The following is a 14,816-nucleotide window of genomic DNA, read 5'->3' on the forward strand; positions in this document are numbered from 1 at the left end:
AATCTGAAGTGATTGCAGGATGGAGTTTAGCTAAAACCCTCGATGCTCTTAAAGCCTATAAAGCGGGAACCCGCAATACCAAAGGTATGGGTGCGATCATGAAAGGTCAGACTGCAACTCTTAATGACACTGATATGAAAACGCTTTCTGAGTATATCGCTAAACTCTAGGGGAGAAGTCCCCTCCTCTGCTCTAATAATAATCTACTTTACAACCCTACAAATCTTAAACGTAACAATCTTGTCAAAGAACTCTATACATTCAACCCATATTTGCAATCTAAACGTAACAATTCTGCGATTTTAATTGACAGACTTGTTACGTTTGAGGCTCAAAGCTATCATTTTGAAAATTACAATATAAAACAATAGTATATTTGCATAATATATTGAACTTTCTACCTCAGATTTGTTACTTTTGGCAGCAAACGTAACAAGTTTGCGGGATAATTATCGCGTCAATGTTACGTTTGCTTGTTAATTGACATGCTTGTGTTCTTTATTGACATCATTGTTACGTTTAAACGCTATTAGTGTTCATTTAGACAATGAGTTACTATTCTTACTACGCATTGTTGTTACGGTTAATTGGCAAAATTGTTACGAAATATTGATTATAAAGTCCCTTCTGTAGGGCGTTAGAGGGATTTTACCTAACAATCAAATTTATTAACTATCTTAACATTACATAAAAATAAGAAACCCAAAATGCTTTTATTACCATCGAGTGCAAAACAAGTTGTTACTAATCTTACTTTGTTGTATCATGTCAAAAGCAATATTGTTTCAAATAAAACGCACTATTGTTACGTTTGTAAATAAAACTTGTTTCGTTAGTGGAACATAGATTGCTTTACAAAGAAAAAATCTTTTTGAGGGTAGTTTTTCATGGCTGATGAGAAAGTGATCATATTTCGTAAAAATGAGAAAGATGAATATTTCCGTAAGTCTACAGAATTTGCTAGTGCAGATGTTGTATTACGTGACGATGCAAAAAATTCTGGCTCAGTTGAAAGATTAAGTGCCACTATCCTTAAAGGTGTCCAAGATCAGTTATTTGATATGGCACGACAAAAACAGATTGAATTATCTTCCAAGCAACTTACAGCAGGACTTTCTACTGAGTATAAAGATATTTATATTGACAATTATATAAAAGATGTGCGTAAAAAAGATAAATCTAAACCGATAGATCGACTTACTGATGAAGCTGAAAAAAGTTATGAGCTTAAAAAGAAAAATATAGATCGTTTAGCAGAAAAAGAAGCATGGAGAATAACAATCAAAGAATCTGTAGCAGATGATGAATTGATGTTTAAGTTTGATGCAAAAAGTATATTTGATTATGCGAAGGTTCACGGTGGTGGACATAAAGATCGACTCTATCAAGATGTAAAAAAGATTCAGCAACGTTTTAATAACTGGTCAGAAAAAAAGTTTGATACAAAGTCCGGAAAAATAGTTGACAAAGAAGTTACAGGTGTTTTATTCCCCTACTCTGAATATTCCCATGGAGATAATGCAGCAATTGAGATTAAACTTGAAAAAGAAATGCTTTCAATGGTTCTCTTTTTAAATAAAAATTTCTTGAAATATCACCTAGATTCTTATCTTAAAGTGGAAACACCTAACGCCACACGTCTTTATGAACTACTCGTTGATTATATTTCTGGCAATATCTTTGTCTCTGGTAGAGATTTAACTTTTGAATACCTACAAAAGAAATTTAATACCAACTATAAACTCTTTCGTCTCTTTTTACAGCGTTTAATGACGCCATCACTTGATAAAATCAATAGTGAGCTTGGAACATCGATTTCTTGGGAGGTCGATAAAAAGAAGGGTCGTTCCATTGATACTATTAAATTTGTTATCAGTACCCATGACAAAAAAATCCTACAAGGTATTAGAGATGAAGATATCGATGATTTCATTTTGTATTCATTTGAGTATTATTGTGCCCTACTCTCTCTCTCCGGACAACGAGCTCAAGGGGGGCTAAAAGCTTTATATGAGAAGGTCAGAGGGATGATCAATGATGGAAGTTTTAATTATCTCAACAAGACAAAAGAAGAGATGGTAAAAGAGCACCTTCAAAACCTTGAAGATGCTGAAGAGCTTGAGGGTCTTATAGAAAGAGACGAAACACTTGCGGAAAAATATTTCTATGATCGAAAATATATGAATATCATGGAGCGTGATGAGACATCGTTTGTTGGATCAAATGCAATTGAGTCGCTAGAATATATTCGTAGCAGCTATTTGATTCCAAGAGGATTTCTGGGACCTACGCTATCATTTTTTACATCCCATGAAGAAGAAAAAGATCATATTTCTTCAATATTACCGATTACCTTTAAATTGACCGAGAAAAGGTCTATTGTTATAGCTGAAAATAATTTTGACTCAATGAAAACAACTATTGAACCTTATCTAACATCTACCGAACGCTTTATATTTGATAGTGCAGAGCATAAAGAGAAATTTTGCAAAGTATTTGGGATTGAATATTTTGATGATTTATCCCCAGCAATTGAAGCTGACGTGGTGACTGAAATACATGTAGATGATATCTCGACATTACAACCAGTAGAATTGAATCTATTTGAGAAGCTTGAAAACATCATGAATATGATTGGAAACCGATCAATTGCAAAAAACAAAGATAAATGGTCAAGCGCTGTAGATGATTTAATTGAAGAATATGGCAATGCCGCAGTTGGAAATGTTATTAAATTCTTAACTAGTGGAAATGAAAGTGCCCTATTCTGGCTTAAAAATATTACTACTCCTACCAAATTCATTAAGCATTTTGAACAAATTGAACAAGTATGTAATGTAGAGCAGGTAAGTTTACTACAAAAAATAAAATCTGATCCAGAAATAAAAGTATTAATGAGCATGATGCAAAACCGTGGAGAATCAGAGGAAGCAATTACTCATGAAGTTAATTCATTTGTATCAAGAAAGATTGAATCAGGTGTATATGAAGCACAATCTAAAGAAGCCCCATGGCAAACCGAAAAGCGAATTAAACGTGAATCAAATATTGAATTGATGGCAGAAATGCAAAAAGCAGGGTTTAATAATATATTTGATTATTTAGAAAGTATAGATAGATAGTATTTATCCATCCGGATGGATAATTTAAAACTAAATATAAATGCGTTCATATCTAAAAATATTTCCACTATACTTAATTTATATGGTATACTTTTTACAGAGATAAAAAATCATCTATCCATCCGGATGGATAATTTAAAGAGGCACTAAATGGGTTCAGTAATTTCAATTGTAAATCAAAAAGGTGGCGTTGGAAAAACGACGACCGCACAGGCATTGGCACGAGAACTAGCTAAAACCAATAAAGTTTTATTAATTGACTTCGATGGACAAGCAACACTCACTGAACTCATGGATCTTAACAATCATTTTGATAATGAATTCATTAAAGACTATATGCTGACTGAAAGCATAGTAAAAATTTTTGAACGTGCATCGATAGATCCTTTGGATATTACAGGTATATTAAAAGATGAAAATGGCAAATCGATTGTTGCAATTAATGAGCTTCATTTTATACCCTCCCCTGGTAATTCTATTGTTGCAGCTGCTGAGAGTGTGAGTGGCGGTAAAGATATGCTTTTAAATAAGTATCTGCAAAAAATTAAAGACGACTATGATTTTGTCATCATTGATGCATTGCCGTCTGTATCAACGCTATTTAGAAACGTTTTGCTCGCATCGGATGCACTGATAGTTGCAATACAAACTAAAACAAATGCAATTGCAGGTGCTAATGGCTTCTTACAGGTTCTCAATGATGTACTTGAAGATTATGACAAAACATACAAACATCTCTTCATCTTACCAACAATGTACAATAAACAACGCAGGGATGACAAAGAGACTTTAGCTGAGATTATGGGTAGCTATATGACATCGTTAAAAACATACTCATCGATCGGAAAAATCCCAACGACTCTTTTGGAAGAGATTCCGGATCGTACTGTCTTTTCAAATGCTCAATCTGTCCGCTATTTTCTGCAAGACTATATTGAAGGATTTGATACTGGGAAGAGAGATATTTTACTTTTATTGGAAAACATCTCTAAAGTAATAACAAATAAACTTGAAGTAGGGGAGAGATAAGATGGCTAAACTACCTGCACGTAAAAATATTTCAGCTGAAACAACCTCAAAAAGAATTGAGGAAGCAGAGGCTTTACGTCAGAGCATTTCTGAAAGTATTGAAAACAAAACAAGTAATACAATAGAAGTACCTATTGCATCGATTTCCTCTCCGAAATTTCATGACCGAAGATGGCATGACAAAATGGCAATTGTCGAACTTTCAAAATCAATTGAAGCTGTTGGGTTAATTTATCCAGTAGTTTTACGAAGAGTAGGGGAAGGGCTTGAACGGATAATCGGATATCGCCGTATTGAAGCCTATAAAATTCTTGGAAAAGAAACTATTCCAGCGATAATTTTGGAAAATGTAGATGATGATATGGCAATCTTGCTTATGGCTACAGAGAATATGCAAAGAGAAGATATCAGTGTTTATGATGAAACTCTCGCATTGATTGATTATCTCAAAGTAGCAATTAATGAGACCCAAGAAGGTATCGAGAAACTTCTTATTCGATTTAAAAATCATGATGCTGGATCGATTCAATTAAATGACGAAGAGAAAGAAAAGCGTCTTCAAATGAATGAAGTTCTAAAAAAGACAGGAAAAATTGAAATCAGCGGGTTATTAAATCGGCTTACAATGCTATCAATGCATCCGTTGATCAAAGAAGCTCTCAGCGCTAGCAGACTATCTTTTTCGAACGCACAGGTACTTCAAAAGCTCTCTAAGAACGAAGTAGCACTTAAAGCTGTGATGAGCAGAGTTATTGATGAGAATATGAGTAAACGTGAAGCGATGAAACTGATTGCTGAACATAAAGAAGGGAAAGTCCCTAGCACAGGGGAGGGCGATATGATAGCTAAATGGAAATCACTCAGCAAAATCAGCGGTAAACAGATCTCCAAGCTCAATAAAGCCGATCAAGACAAGTTGATGGACTATTTTAAAAAAATTGATGAAATTTTAAAAAATCAATAGGACAAAAGGGGCTAGAAGTATTTACAACTCCCCTCCCCCCCTCACAATATCCATCCCATACTTATCCCTTATCTTCGTCAGTGCATCAGTAAGCTTTCTCATCTTTGTATCATCCTCATATTCGAGCATATCGAGTGTTTGAGGATCATGGTGGATGAATTTGCTCGCACTCATTCCAATATACTTAACCGCAATATGGGGATAGAGATCAAGCTCTTTGAACTTATCATAGGCAAACTCTTGAATAAACTTCTCGTTAAAGAGTCGGTAGATAGTGTATTGCTTCTTCGAACTTCCCCAGTTCTCATATCCGAGTGAGAAATGAAACGTTGTCGGATTGACTCCCAGTTTCATGATGGTATGACTCCAGTGCCTCACCATGATATGGATACGTCGGAAGAGCTCAGAACGCTCTTTGATGGGATGATCCATACTCCTGGAAATTCCAATCCCTTTACGACTCCGTGATGCTTGAACACTCTCATGATCCTCACCCGTGAGTCTGGCATAAAGATCTTTTCCTTGTCGTCCCCAGGAAGCAAAGAGATGAGGAGAGTCACATGCTTGACCAATCGTTCTGATCCCATACTTCTGCATCTTTTTGGAAAACGCTCTTCCTACTCCGGGGAACTCATCTATTGGGATGTCGTTGACAAAGTCTCTGATCTGCTCTTTGTAGACCACTTTGGTTCCATAGGGCTTTGCCGTACCGGTAGCAAGTTTGGCAATCCATTTAGCTGGACTTGCTCCTATGGAGACGGGGAGTTTGAATTTCATGGTGATATCGCTTTGAAGCTGTTTGATGAATGCATCCGTCTCATCATCTTCAATCCATCCTCGAAGATCTCCAAACATCTCATCGATGCTGTATTGCTCCATAACAGGTACTACGGTATGCAGATACTCCATCAACTCATGACTCATCGTGTGATAGAGCAGATGATTAGGTGGGAGCAGGGTGATATCGGGACACTTCTGTAGTGCTTCATAGATAGTCATTCCCGTCTTCACCCCAAATTGGCGTGCCTCATAACTTGCAGTCGTGACGATACCCCGTATCTTTTCCCCATCTTTAAAATACTTAGAGTGATCATGCTCGCTATGAAAGAGTGAGGGGACAAACGCACCGGAATTAAGTGCAACGAGCTTTTTGGCATGCGAGGGTTTACGATCAAAGATAAACGGATCACCCCGTCCTCCCACGGCAATCTTCTTGCCGATCAAGGAGGGATTCATCACTCGCTCGCAGGAACAAAAGAAAGTATCAAGATCTAAATGGATTATCATAGTGCAAAGGATATTTCAATTTGCCACAATATGGACGATTTATTGCAAAACGTCATAGACTGGTGATTATGAAAAAGTACCTTGAAACAAATGAATTGGCAGCACTCTTTTTTCTCCACTACTTCAAGTACACCCGCTATGCCTTTAAAAAGCAAAAGAGCGAAGAAGACATTGCCTCCATCCATGCCCATAGAGAACTTATGCGTCTCTTTGGAAGGTTGCACAACGCCAAGGAGAGGGTAGGGGGGCAAAGTGTCATCGATATAATTGCAGAGCAGATATCACCATCCAATAACCCCTTTGTACAAAGGGTATCGAGTGTGATGGAAGAGAGTATTGCCTTTATTTACGATCATGTCCTCTTGGAAGAGAGGGAACACCCTTTGCTAGAGAGATACGCATGATAAAACGTCTATTTAAAAAACTGTTCGGTAGTCGCAGCAAACATACCAAAGAGTACCACATCACCAACCTCGCATTTGGATGCATAGAGTAGGGGGTATCCATGATGAACTCGCTAAATGATTTTTGTACCGAAGTGATTGAAACCTTGTGTGAACTGGGGGGATACTGCGAAGGCGATGCCAAAGCCATAGCAGAAGAAAAGCTCTCCGATATCGAATACGGACATAAATACCGTCTCAGCCCAGCCATTGTCGCGGGGTCTATTTTGGGAATAAACGATTGCTGTGTCCCAAACCAACCCCCAAAGAATTGACCTTTGCAAAATCGCTATAGCGGTGATATGGGAGATTTCGGAAAGTTTCTCCTCCTCAAACACCTTTTCCCTACAGAATCCATTGCTACCATCTGGTATCTCTACCCAGATGAGACTCACAATAATGACGGAAGTCACAGGGTAGAAGAGGGCAATACCAACCTCTACCGCCACTGCCACTCGCTAGATCCGCAGATGTCTGAACTCTTTCACCAAATCCATCAACGAGACTCTCGTCATATCGATTTATTCGAAGAGATGGGTGTCTTAGAGAACGGCCATTATTTCACCGAGAGTATTCTAGGGGAGGGGGAGGGTCACCGGATTCAATGGATCGAACGCGCCATAGAGTTTATTCGATCCAAATCGTGCAGCGTCGTTTGCCTCGATCCCGATAACGGGATTGAACCTTCATCTATGTCTAAACTTTCCATTCTCAAACAGGGAAAATATGCCACTTATACCGAGATCGAGTCATTCTTTACCCTTGAGTGCGTAAATCATCTGGAGATCTATCAGCACTTTCACCGACAGCAATCGCATGAGGCTCAGATGAGGGAAGCAAAAGTAAAATTCGAGAGGCTGTATGAGGGGAGAGCGGTGGTAACTATCATCCGTCACAATCCGGTTCAGGCTCGTTTTTACATCGTTCTCTCCAAACCAACCGAGATTTTAGAGTCTCTACGATCATTGGAGAATCGTATGTATGGTCCCAGAGTGTTTTTTAGCGTCCTCAGAGCACTGAACGAATAATAAACAACTCTGTGTTGCAATAAATCGTTTCTGAGCCTTAGAGGTGTGTTATCATTGCGCTAATTAAACATCCATAAGAGAGGAATACAATGCAGCAACCTTTTATGGCGTATGAAAACGATACGGACGGATTCACTACCGGTGAACTCCAAATCAAAAACGCTCTGGACGTCATAACGATTGAAGGAACCCTCGAAATCACCAAAGATCGCCAAGGGCTCGAAGCGGCACTCAAACTCAAACGAGCCGTCGATGCTGCCATCGATGCGCTCAAACGTGATCGTAATCTCCCAGATAGCATTCGAGACTGAGGTGAGAACACAAAATGGACGAGATAGAAGAATTACAACTTCATCCCCGGATTAAAACCGAAACGGCCCAAGGGCGCACCTATGGTGAGTGTGTCATGGATGAGATATCCAGCATCAAAATGATCGATGGGGAGTTTCGCACTACCTTGCACATTAAAGAGAAACCCAAACGGCTATGTCGTGATGATGCTTTGATCTATTACACCCAAAAGCTGCGCAGCGTATGGGCAAATATTCTGGAGTAGGGTGGGGTGTTAAAAGGCTATTTTTCTAATGTTCTTTCGGTAATCGCCACTCCTGTTTCACACTCATAATAGCCGACATGCGAAGATGAACGATAAAAGATCGCGTATTGCTCCTCTGCTTTAGCTAATTCAATCGCCTCTTCAAATGTGATATCATAAATGCAATAACTCTCTTCGCTGTGATCGTCCAAATACCCAAGCGCTTCATCAAACGGATAACCGGATTCTAAAAGCTTCTCAAAGAGCTGTTCGTTACGCGTTGTATTTTCCTCAAGACTTAGTGGTTGATTGTTCGGATTCCATGCGGTGAGAATGGCAAAGGGTGCATCGAAAGGTGCGTAAGTGGGTAGGGTATCAATCGTAAAATCGATCACTTCGCCGTTGTGAGAAATTCTAAAATGGGTGTTATCGTAAATGTCTTTCATGCAATCAGTATAGCATCAAGATGGCTTGAGCTTAGCTGAATGCTAAAATCAAGCCTTGATGTCGAGATTTTGACCCAAACCGGTCAGCTCGGCAGCTAGTGATGCGTTGGAATCTTGAGGAACAGGGGCACTCTCAAGCAATTTCATAATTCCTTGATCTTGTGAATCGATCGCTTTTTTTAAAGCGTACATCTGCGGTCCCATTCCACTTTGTGAATTGATTGGATCCATGATTTATCCTCCTTTTGGAGTTAGAACCTATATCGGCAGTTATTGGGAAAAAGCGTAACCCAATAAAGCTAAAGATGTGTTCTCATTCGACACCTTGATCTTTGATCTCTTCAAACTTTGCTGCCATGGTAGGGTTGTGTCGTGTTAATTTCTTCACCGTCACATCCTGAGCTTTATCATTGGCAATACGGAGATTTCTATCGGCTCCAAGCAAGGCATCTTTTGTCTTTTGGAGATGATCGATCGATTTGTCGATCTCCATGATGGCTGTCTCGAACTTCTTTGATGCCAATTCGTAGTTTCTCGAAAACGCCGTTTTAAATGCGTCCAAATCGTTCTCAAAATTGGTGACATCGATGTTTTGCGCTTTGACGAGGGCAAGTTCGTTCTTATAGGCCAGAGAATTCATGGCAGCATTGCGAAGCAGGGTGATGATCGGGATAAAAAACTGCGGTCGAACCACATACATTTTCGGATAACGATAGGAGACATCCACGATACCCGTATTGTAGAGTTCATTCTCCGGTTCAAGGAGTGAAACGAGGATCGCATATTCGCAGTTTTTCTCACTGCGGTCTCGATCAAGTTCCTTGAAAAAATCCTCATTTTTCTTCTTGGTTCCTGATGTATCGCTCTCATTTTTCATCTCGAACATGATGGAGACGATTTCTGTCCCTGATTCATCAGCATCCCGGAAGATATAATCCCCCTTGCTGCCGCTTCTGGCATCATTGTCCTTCTCAAAATAAGCTCTAGGAAACGCAGTAGGGCGTATACGGTTGAACTCTATCTCACAATGCTGTTCAAGGCTCTCGCCTATCATCTTCGTTGAAAGGCGGGCTTTCATGTCTTTGAGACGCTCAATCGCATCGTCACGATCTTTGATCTGCGTCTCATATTTGTCTTTTAACGACTTTTCGGAGAGCTGTTTTTCAAGTTCAATCTGCTTAAGGCTGTTGGTGAGTTCATCTCGCTCTCTTTCAACACTGCTGAGCGCTTGGTTGATCTCAAGCTTTTTGCTCAATTCATTCGAATCAAGTTTGGCTTTGAGTTCTTGAATCTCTTTTTCTTTTTGAGCGTTTACCTCTTGAAGCTCTTGCATGTATTTTGCATCGGCGAGTTTTACGGCGGTCTCGTTCTCCTGCTGTAACCGTTGTAGGGAATGGGAAAGCTCATCACGCTCTTTCTCTATGGCTTTGAGCGCTTCGGAGACGGCAAGCTGCTGCATCATCTCATTTTTGCTGATCAGGGATTTGAGTTCTTGGATTTCTGATTCTTTTGCAGAAGAGGCTTTTTGCAATTCACTGTTCAGTTTTTCTTGTGCAAGCTGGAGCGCGTATTGTTTATCCTTTTCTGCGAGTTCAAGTCTCTCAGAGAGCTGTTTTTCAAATGCGCTGTCACGGACTTGTTTGAGAATATCGGCATAGCCAGCTTCATCGATTTTAAATGCCTTATGGCAATGCGGACAGATGATTTCATTCATGTATGACCCTCGTGTACATAATTATCTAATAGGTTTGTGACGCTCACTGTTTTTCGTGCGATGAGTATAGCTAAAATTTTACGACGCCATCAACTGATCATAAAACACCTCATACATGCTCTCATCATCACGATCCATGACCAGAGCGATCCGTTTTCCCATTCTCGTATAGGTATCGAGCAGATAGACCTGCTCGCCTTGATGGGAGTAGAGTGAGGAGGTCATTTTTGAGAGCCCATAGGCTTGATGGGTCGGACGGGAACGCTGAGATTCGGCTCGCGCCGCAGTTGAGGAGAGATTGGTTTGCATCATGATCTTCTCCTACTTACGCGATAAATTTAAAGGTAAGGGTTTTAAGGGCGTGATAAACACCCATTTGCGTGTGCATCTCTTTGACTTTTAGAGTTACCCATACCAAAGCCAGTGAAGTAATGATTAACGATTCCATAGACTTATCCTTTACGGGGTTAATTTAGATTTTGGTATGATGCACTACTCATTGGACAACATAGTGTCTGTTTAAAGGATCGATATGGGACAAATTCATGACTACGATAAAATCCTTACCCGTTTAACTATCATCCTACAGCGATTATATGAGGGAGAAGTGTTATCGGTTCAGGATTTAGCCGCAGAGTTCAATGTCTCGACAAAAACCATCCAGCGTGATTTTAATCAACGACTGATCCGTTTTCCGATAGAGAAGCAGGGGAGTAAGTGGAAAATGCAGTTAGGGCATTCCCTCACCAAAGAGCGAACTCCCGAAGAGGCACTGGTATTGGAGATGCTGGGCAATATCGCTGAGGGGATAGGAAGTGAATTTGGTGTCAAAGCCAAATCGCTCTTCTCCAAACTTCAAAACAACACCAAAAACCCTATTTACTCTAAAACCATCATCGAAGATATCTCAGATAAACTTGGACACTTTCATATCATCGAACAAGCGATTATGGAGAACAAGATGGTACGGTTTCATTACAACAATAAACTCCGTCATGTCCATCCCTATAAGATCGTCTCCTTTGAAGGGTACTGGTATCTCTATGGAGAAGAGTTCATGGAGAGCAAACTCAAGACTTATTACTTCAAAGGAATAGATCATCTTGAAATCACTCCAGAATCCTTCATCCCTAGCGATACAACCTATCGGATATTAGAACGTGCCATCAACGCATGGTTTGAACCGGACAAAGAACCGTTTGAAGTGACCCTCAAAGCATCCCCAGAGATCGCCAAATACTTCCACCGCAGACCACTCGCCAGTACCCAGCGAATCCTCAAAACATACGAAGATGGAAGTATGGAGATCGAAGTGCTTGCCACCTCTGAGCGTGAGATCATGCAAGAAGTAAAGAAATGGATGCCTGATCTCATCATCACCTTTCCCAAGCCACTAGCTCTTAAAGCCAAAAGCATTGCCGATAGCTTTTTGAATCGTCAGATTGAAGAGTTGATCGGGTAGTATTGGAGAATGGGCTTGAGTCATGTGGTAATCAGAAATCTGCAAAAAATGCTTTTAAGTATTTCTTAAAAAAATACTCATTAGAATTTGGGTCAAGGAATCGGTTCCGTCGCTTGGCAATGTAGGTTGCGCAAGGTAAAAATGCCTTCTAACTGAAAAACTTCAAATAGTAAATTCTGCTTATTATCCCACACCTATACATTCTTATAACAAGGCATTTCATGCTAAAAAAATTCGTTTTAAGTCGGTATGCTGTTGAGTGTAACGGCAGTCCGCGATTCGTTGCCATCCCTGTGGTTGGATTAAATCCTGATATGATTAAACAAGGCTATCGTGATTTGCAAAGATCAGATTTGTCATTGAAGAAGAATGACTATTTAAATCGTGTCGCCGATGCAATAGGTATTTATCCATGGGGTAAATATGAGTCATTTTATGAGAATAACATAGTGCCTTTTCTTGAGCAGAATACCTTAACATTTTATGCTCAGGATCACGGAGTTGATCTGCTAGGTAATCGCTTCACATTTCGTTCTATTGCCGACAGACTCTTCTTTTCGGATCGGCCTATCCCTAAAGCAATATTCACAGGATATGGTTGTAATATCGATCATGAGTATTTTTATAATCCGAGTGTAGCGTTTGGAAAACCGGTGAAATCATATGATGAAATTGTTTCAGAGGCAAATGTCGACCTATTGATACCATTTAGACATAAAAATAATTTTCTTGGTATTTTTAATAATCTGCTTGGCGATGTTTTTATTCTAAATCATTCTCATGAAGATGATCGATATATAGTAACTTCCTACCCTCAAAATGGCGAAAAATACAAGACCAATGAGAGTATGATAGAAGATGCTAAAGAGCTCAAAAAGCTAATGTTGCAGTGTGCAAAAGGGTGGATAGAAATAATTCCCTTCAATGAGCACCTTATATTTTTGAAAGGGCCGAATGGAATATATGATTTTGTATTCAAGCATCTCAGAAATTCAGACTTTGAGGATCAATCACCATTCAGACCTTATTTGAATCATGACCGTATTCCATCGGTGATGAATGAAACTTACGACTTTGCCAGATGGCTCTATTTTGGCAGAAAAGAAGACGATTCAAAGAAGAAACAGCAAGATGCACGTAGATCGTATTGGCTTGAAGAACTTCAGCATCATGCAAATATAGATTTCTATGAATCCGGTGGCAGGATACATCCTGGGCATGAAAACTTATTGAAAAACTATTTTGAAAAAATGGGGGAGTACTCGTACACCAAAAAAACAAAATCGGATCAACTACCCGGTTTTAAAGAAATCGAGCTAGCAAACGGTAAAGTATTGTTTACTTCAGACCTGATCACGATCGGAGAGTTTTCAGAATTTTACAATGATGAATCTTCTCATTCAAAAAGCTATCGAGAAGGGCGACATCCAGAGAATGATATTTGGGAAACAGTCAATTTAGAACCTGATAATTATCCGGTAGCTGTGACCTATTATGATGCTGTCGCCTATTGCCGATGGGTTGAATTGAAACATAATGCTCCGGTGCGGCTCTTATCAGCCATTGAATGGTATGAGATGTTCGATAATCCTTTTAAAGTGTCTGATTTGAATGGGTTAAATCGATGGTCTGATGATCTAATATGTTTTACTCCGGCAAATGATGTCATTGAAGACATTACTAAACCCAGAAATGATTTCCAGGAAATTTATGTCCGTTTCAAAAATCCGCCTGAAATGATTCCACAGAGTAATGGTTTACAGTTATGTATCAATCACCATTTTTCTGAATGGCTTTTGGAGTTTAATGGTCACGATGCAGCAATGGTTACGCCCTCATTGATGAAACCGTTGACTTTATCTTTCTTGTCCGGGGATGAGTTATCCACACCATCATTTTCGGCTGAAAGTACCGGAAAATATAAATATCAAAAAATCGGCTTTAGGATCTGTTATGAGAAATGATCCTAAAACAATTGCACTTTATATTGATTGCGAAAATATCAGCTACAAACGGCTTGATGAAATTATCGAGCAACTCTCCTCTTACGGGGAGATTATTATTCGCAGGGCTTATGGAAATTGGCAGAAAGAGAATCTAAAAGCTTGGAATGACAAGCTTTATGAATATGCTTTAAAACCGATTCATCATTTGGAGTATGCAAAAGGAAAGAATTCGAGTGATATGACCTTGGCTATAGATGTAATGAATATGTTGTCAAGGAATATTGATATTTTTGCTTTCGCATCAAGTGATAGCGATTTCACACCACTCATTATGGAATTACGAGAACACAGTAAAAGAGTTTTATGTTTTGGAGAGAGCAAGGCATCTCAGTTGTACAAACAAATCTGTACAGATTTCATTTGTATTGATGCACAATTTGGTAAAAAAACTCGAAAAGAATTACGGCAGGACACAAGGCTGGTCAATATGCTTCGTAACGCAGTGGATGAAGAAAAAAATGAAAATGCTCATGCCAGTTTTTTTTCTGTTGAAGCTAATTTGAAAAGAAACGGGTTTTCCGCAACAACTTTTGGATATGAAAAATTGAGCGATTTACTCAAAGAGATTGATATATTTGAAATTGATGTGAAGCAGGGGCTGCACAAGGCTATTCTTTGGGACAAAAGAGTACGGAATCATGGTTGAGTATGGGTGCAGTTATTAATCAAATTTAAGCAATAAACGGACACTAGGGTGTCTAAAATGTGTTCTACACTATACGCATAAAATACAAAGGTCATTGAGATGGAAAGTATGACAGATACCGAATGGATAATTAT

Annotated in this window: 17 protein-coding genes; 11 read left to right on the forward strand and 6 right to left on the reverse strand. The window is 39.2% G+C overall.

The window, feature by feature from the left end; genetic code table 11:
* The first annotated feature begins 887 nt into the window (after positions 1-887).
* The 3 genes from PHI47_RS11690 (at position 888) to PHI47_RS11700 (ending at position 5,115) form a co-directional block, all read left to right on the forward strand.
* Complete coding sequence (locus tag PHI47_RS11690) at positions 888-3,122, forward strand: replication initiation protein (RefSeq protein ID WP_299937560.1); 2,235 nt, start codon at positions 888-890, stop codon at positions 3,120-3,122.
* 150 nt (positions 3,123-3,272) lie between these two features.
* Entirely contained in the window at positions 3,273-4,151 is an 879-nt protein-coding gene (locus tag PHI47_RS11695) for a ParA family protein (RefSeq protein ID WP_299937563.1), read from the forward strand.
* 1 nt (position 4,152) lies between these two features.
* Positions 4,153-5,115 (forward strand): ParB/RepB/Spo0J family partition protein, encoded by a 963-nt coding sequence (locus tag PHI47_RS11700; RefSeq protein ID WP_299937565.1) that lies wholly within the window; start codon positions 4,153-4,155, stop codon positions 5,113-5,115.
* Between the two features lie 21 nt (positions 5,116-5,136).
* Here the strand turns inward: PHI47_RS11700 and PHI47_RS11705 are convergent, their stop codons facing one another.
* Positions 5,137-6,402, reverse strand: coding sequence for a DNA polymerase IV (locus tag PHI47_RS11705; protein ID WP_299937567.1), 1,266 nt, complete (start codon positions 6,400-6,402; stop codon positions 5,137-5,139).
* Between the two features lie 20 nt (positions 6,403-6,422).
* On the opposite strand from PHI47_RS11705, the gene PHI47_RS11710 reads away from it, so the two are divergent.
* From PHI47_RS11710 to PHI47_RS11730, 5 genes are all read left to right on the forward strand, one after another.
* Complete coding sequence (locus PHI47_RS11710) at positions 6,423-6,806, forward strand: hypothetical protein (protein ID WP_299937569.1); 384 nt, start codon at positions 6,423-6,425, stop codon at positions 6,804-6,806.
* Positions 6,807-6,907: 101 nt separating this feature from the next.
* A complete protein-coding gene (locus PHI47_RS11715) occupies positions 6,908-7,120 on the forward strand; it encodes a hypothetical protein (protein ID WP_299937572.1) in 213 nt (70 codons plus the stop codon).
* 3 nt (positions 7,121-7,123) lie between these two features.
* Positions 7,124-7,873: a hypothetical protein gene (locus PHI47_RS11720; RefSeq protein WP_299937574.1), complete on the forward strand. Its 750-nt coding sequence runs from the start codon at positions 7,124-7,126 to the stop codon at positions 7,871-7,873.
* Positions 7,874-7,962: 89 nt separating this feature from the next.
* The gene (locus PHI47_RS11725) at positions 7,963-8,184 is read left to right on the forward strand and encodes a hypothetical protein (protein WP_299937576.1); all 222 of its coding nucleotides are present in this window, start codon (positions 7,963-7,965) and stop codon (positions 8,182-8,184) included.
* A 14-nt stretch (positions 8,185-8,198) separates the two neighbouring features.
* A complete protein-coding gene (locus PHI47_RS11730; RefSeq protein ID WP_299937578.1) occupies positions 8,199-8,429 on the forward strand; it encodes a hypothetical protein in 231 nt (76 codons plus the stop codon).
* Between the two features lie 17 nt (positions 8,430-8,446).
* Here the strand turns inward: PHI47_RS11730 and PHI47_RS11735 are convergent, their stop codons facing one another.
* The 5 genes from PHI47_RS11735 to PHI47_RS11755 form a co-directional block, all read right to left on the reverse strand.
* Complete coding sequence (locus PHI47_RS11735; protein WP_299937580.1) at positions 8,447-8,854, reverse strand: DUF3293 domain-containing protein; 408 nt, start codon at positions 8,852-8,854, stop codon at positions 8,447-8,449.
* Positions 8,855-8,902: 48 nt separating this feature from the next.
* The gene (locus PHI47_RS11740) at positions 8,903-9,085 is read right to left on the reverse strand and encodes a hypothetical protein (protein WP_299937582.1); all 183 of its coding nucleotides are present in this window, start codon (positions 9,083-9,085) and stop codon (positions 8,903-8,905) included.
* An 82-nt stretch (positions 9,086-9,167) separates the two neighbouring features.
* Positions 9,168-10,568, reverse strand: a complete 1,401-nt coding sequence (locus PHI47_RS11745; RefSeq protein WP_299937584.1) for a DUF2130 domain-containing protein — start codon at positions 10,566-10,568, stop codon at positions 9,168-9,170.
* Positions 10,569-10,646: 78 nt separating this feature from the next.
* Positions 10,647-10,880, reverse strand: coding sequence for a hypothetical protein (locus tag PHI47_RS11750; RefSeq protein ID WP_299937586.1), 234 nt, complete (start codon positions 10,878-10,880; stop codon positions 10,647-10,649).
* A 13-nt stretch (positions 10,881-10,893) separates the two neighbouring features.
* Positions 10,894-11,016 (reverse strand): hypothetical protein, encoded by a 123-nt coding sequence (locus PHI47_RS11755; protein ID WP_299937588.1) that lies wholly within the window; start codon positions 11,014-11,016, stop codon positions 10,894-10,896.
* A gap of 84 nt (positions 11,017-11,100) precedes the next feature.
* Between PHI47_RS11755 and PHI47_RS11760 the strand changes: the two genes are divergently transcribed.
* The 3 genes from PHI47_RS11760 to PHI47_RS11770 all read left to right on the forward strand — a co-directional run bounded on the left by PHI47_RS11760 (position 11,101) and on the right by PHI47_RS11770 (position 14,682).
* A complete protein-coding gene (locus PHI47_RS11760) occupies positions 11,101-12,030 on the forward strand; it encodes a WYL domain-containing protein (RefSeq protein WP_299937591.1) in 930 nt (309 codons plus the stop codon).
* 221 nt (positions 12,031-12,251) lie between these two features.
* Positions 12,252-13,994, forward strand: a complete 1,743-nt coding sequence (locus tag PHI47_RS11765) for an SUMF1/EgtB/PvdO family nonheme iron enzyme (RefSeq protein WP_299937593.1) — start codon at positions 12,252-12,254, stop codon at positions 13,992-13,994.
* Positions 13,984-14,682: an NYN domain-containing protein gene (locus PHI47_RS11770; RefSeq protein ID WP_299937595.1), complete on the forward strand. Its 699-nt coding sequence runs from the start codon at positions 13,984-13,986 to the stop codon at positions 14,680-14,682. Before PHI47_RS11765 ends, PHI47_RS11770 begins: the two co-directional genes overlap by 11 nt.
* Positions 14,683-14,816 lie beyond the last annotated feature (134 nt).

Source organism: Sulfuricurvum sp. (genome assembly GCF_028713855.1).
Lineage (GTDB): Bacteria > Campylobacterota > Campylobacteria > Campylobacterales > Sulfurimonadaceae > Sulfuricurvum.

Excerpts from the sequence above, each read along its gene's own strand:
- PHI47_RS11690 (WP_299937560.1), top strand. The coding sequence starts at position 888 with ATGGCTGATGAGAAAGTGATCATATTTCGTAAAAATGAGAAAGATGAA.
- PHI47_RS11750 (WP_299937586.1), bottom strand. The coding sequence starts at position 10,880 with ATGATGCAAACCAATCTCTCCTCAACTGCGGCGCGAGCCGAATCTCAG.
- PHI47_RS11725 (WP_299937576.1), top strand. The coding sequence starts at position 7,963 with ATGCAGCAACCTTTTATGGCGTATGAAAACGATACGGACGGATTCACT.
- PHI47_RS11740 (WP_299937582.1), bottom strand. The coding sequence starts at position 9,085 with ATGGATCCAATCAATTCACAAAGTGGAATGGGACCGCAGATGTACGCT.
- PHI47_RS11730 (WP_299937578.1), top strand. The coding sequence starts at position 8,199 with ATGGACGAGATAGAAGAATTACAACTTCATCCCCGGATTAAAACCGAA.
- PHI47_RS11745 (WP_299937584.1), bottom strand. The coding sequence starts at position 10,568 with ATGAATGAAATCATCTGTCCGCATTGCCATAAGGCATTTAAAATCGAT.
- PHI47_RS11755 (WP_299937588.1), bottom strand. The coding sequence starts at position 11,016 with ATGGAATCGTTAATCATTACTTCACTGGCTTTGGTATGGGTAACTCTA.
- PHI47_RS11765 (WP_299937593.1), top strand. The coding sequence starts at position 12,252 with ATGCTAAAAAAATTCGTTTTAAGTCGGTATGCTGTTGAGTGTAACGGC.
- PHI47_RS11760 (WP_299937591.1), top strand. The coding sequence starts at position 11,101 with ATGGGACAAATTCATGACTACGATAAAATCCTTACCCGTTTAACTATC.
- PHI47_RS11735 (WP_299937580.1), bottom strand. The coding sequence starts at position 8,854 with ATGAAAGACATTTACGATAACACCCATTTTAGAATTTCTCACAACGGC.
- PHI47_RS11700 (WP_299937565.1), top strand. The coding sequence starts at position 4,153 with ATGGCTAAACTACCTGCACGTAAAAATATTTCAGCTGAAACAACCTCA.
- PHI47_RS11695 (WP_299937563.1), top strand. The coding sequence starts at position 3,273 with ATGGGTTCAGTAATTTCAATTGTAAATCAAAAAGGTGGCGTTGGAAAA.
- PHI47_RS11705 (WP_299937567.1), bottom strand. The coding sequence starts at position 6,402 with ATGATAATCCATTTAGATCTTGATACTTTCTTTTGTTCCTGCGAGCGA.
- PHI47_RS11770 (WP_299937595.1), top strand. The coding sequence starts at position 13,984 with ATGAGAAATGATCCTAAAACAATTGCACTTTATATTGATTGCGAAAAT.
- PHI47_RS11715 (WP_299937572.1), top strand. The coding sequence starts at position 6,908 with ATGATGAACTCGCTAAATGATTTTTGTACCGAAGTGATTGAAACCTTG.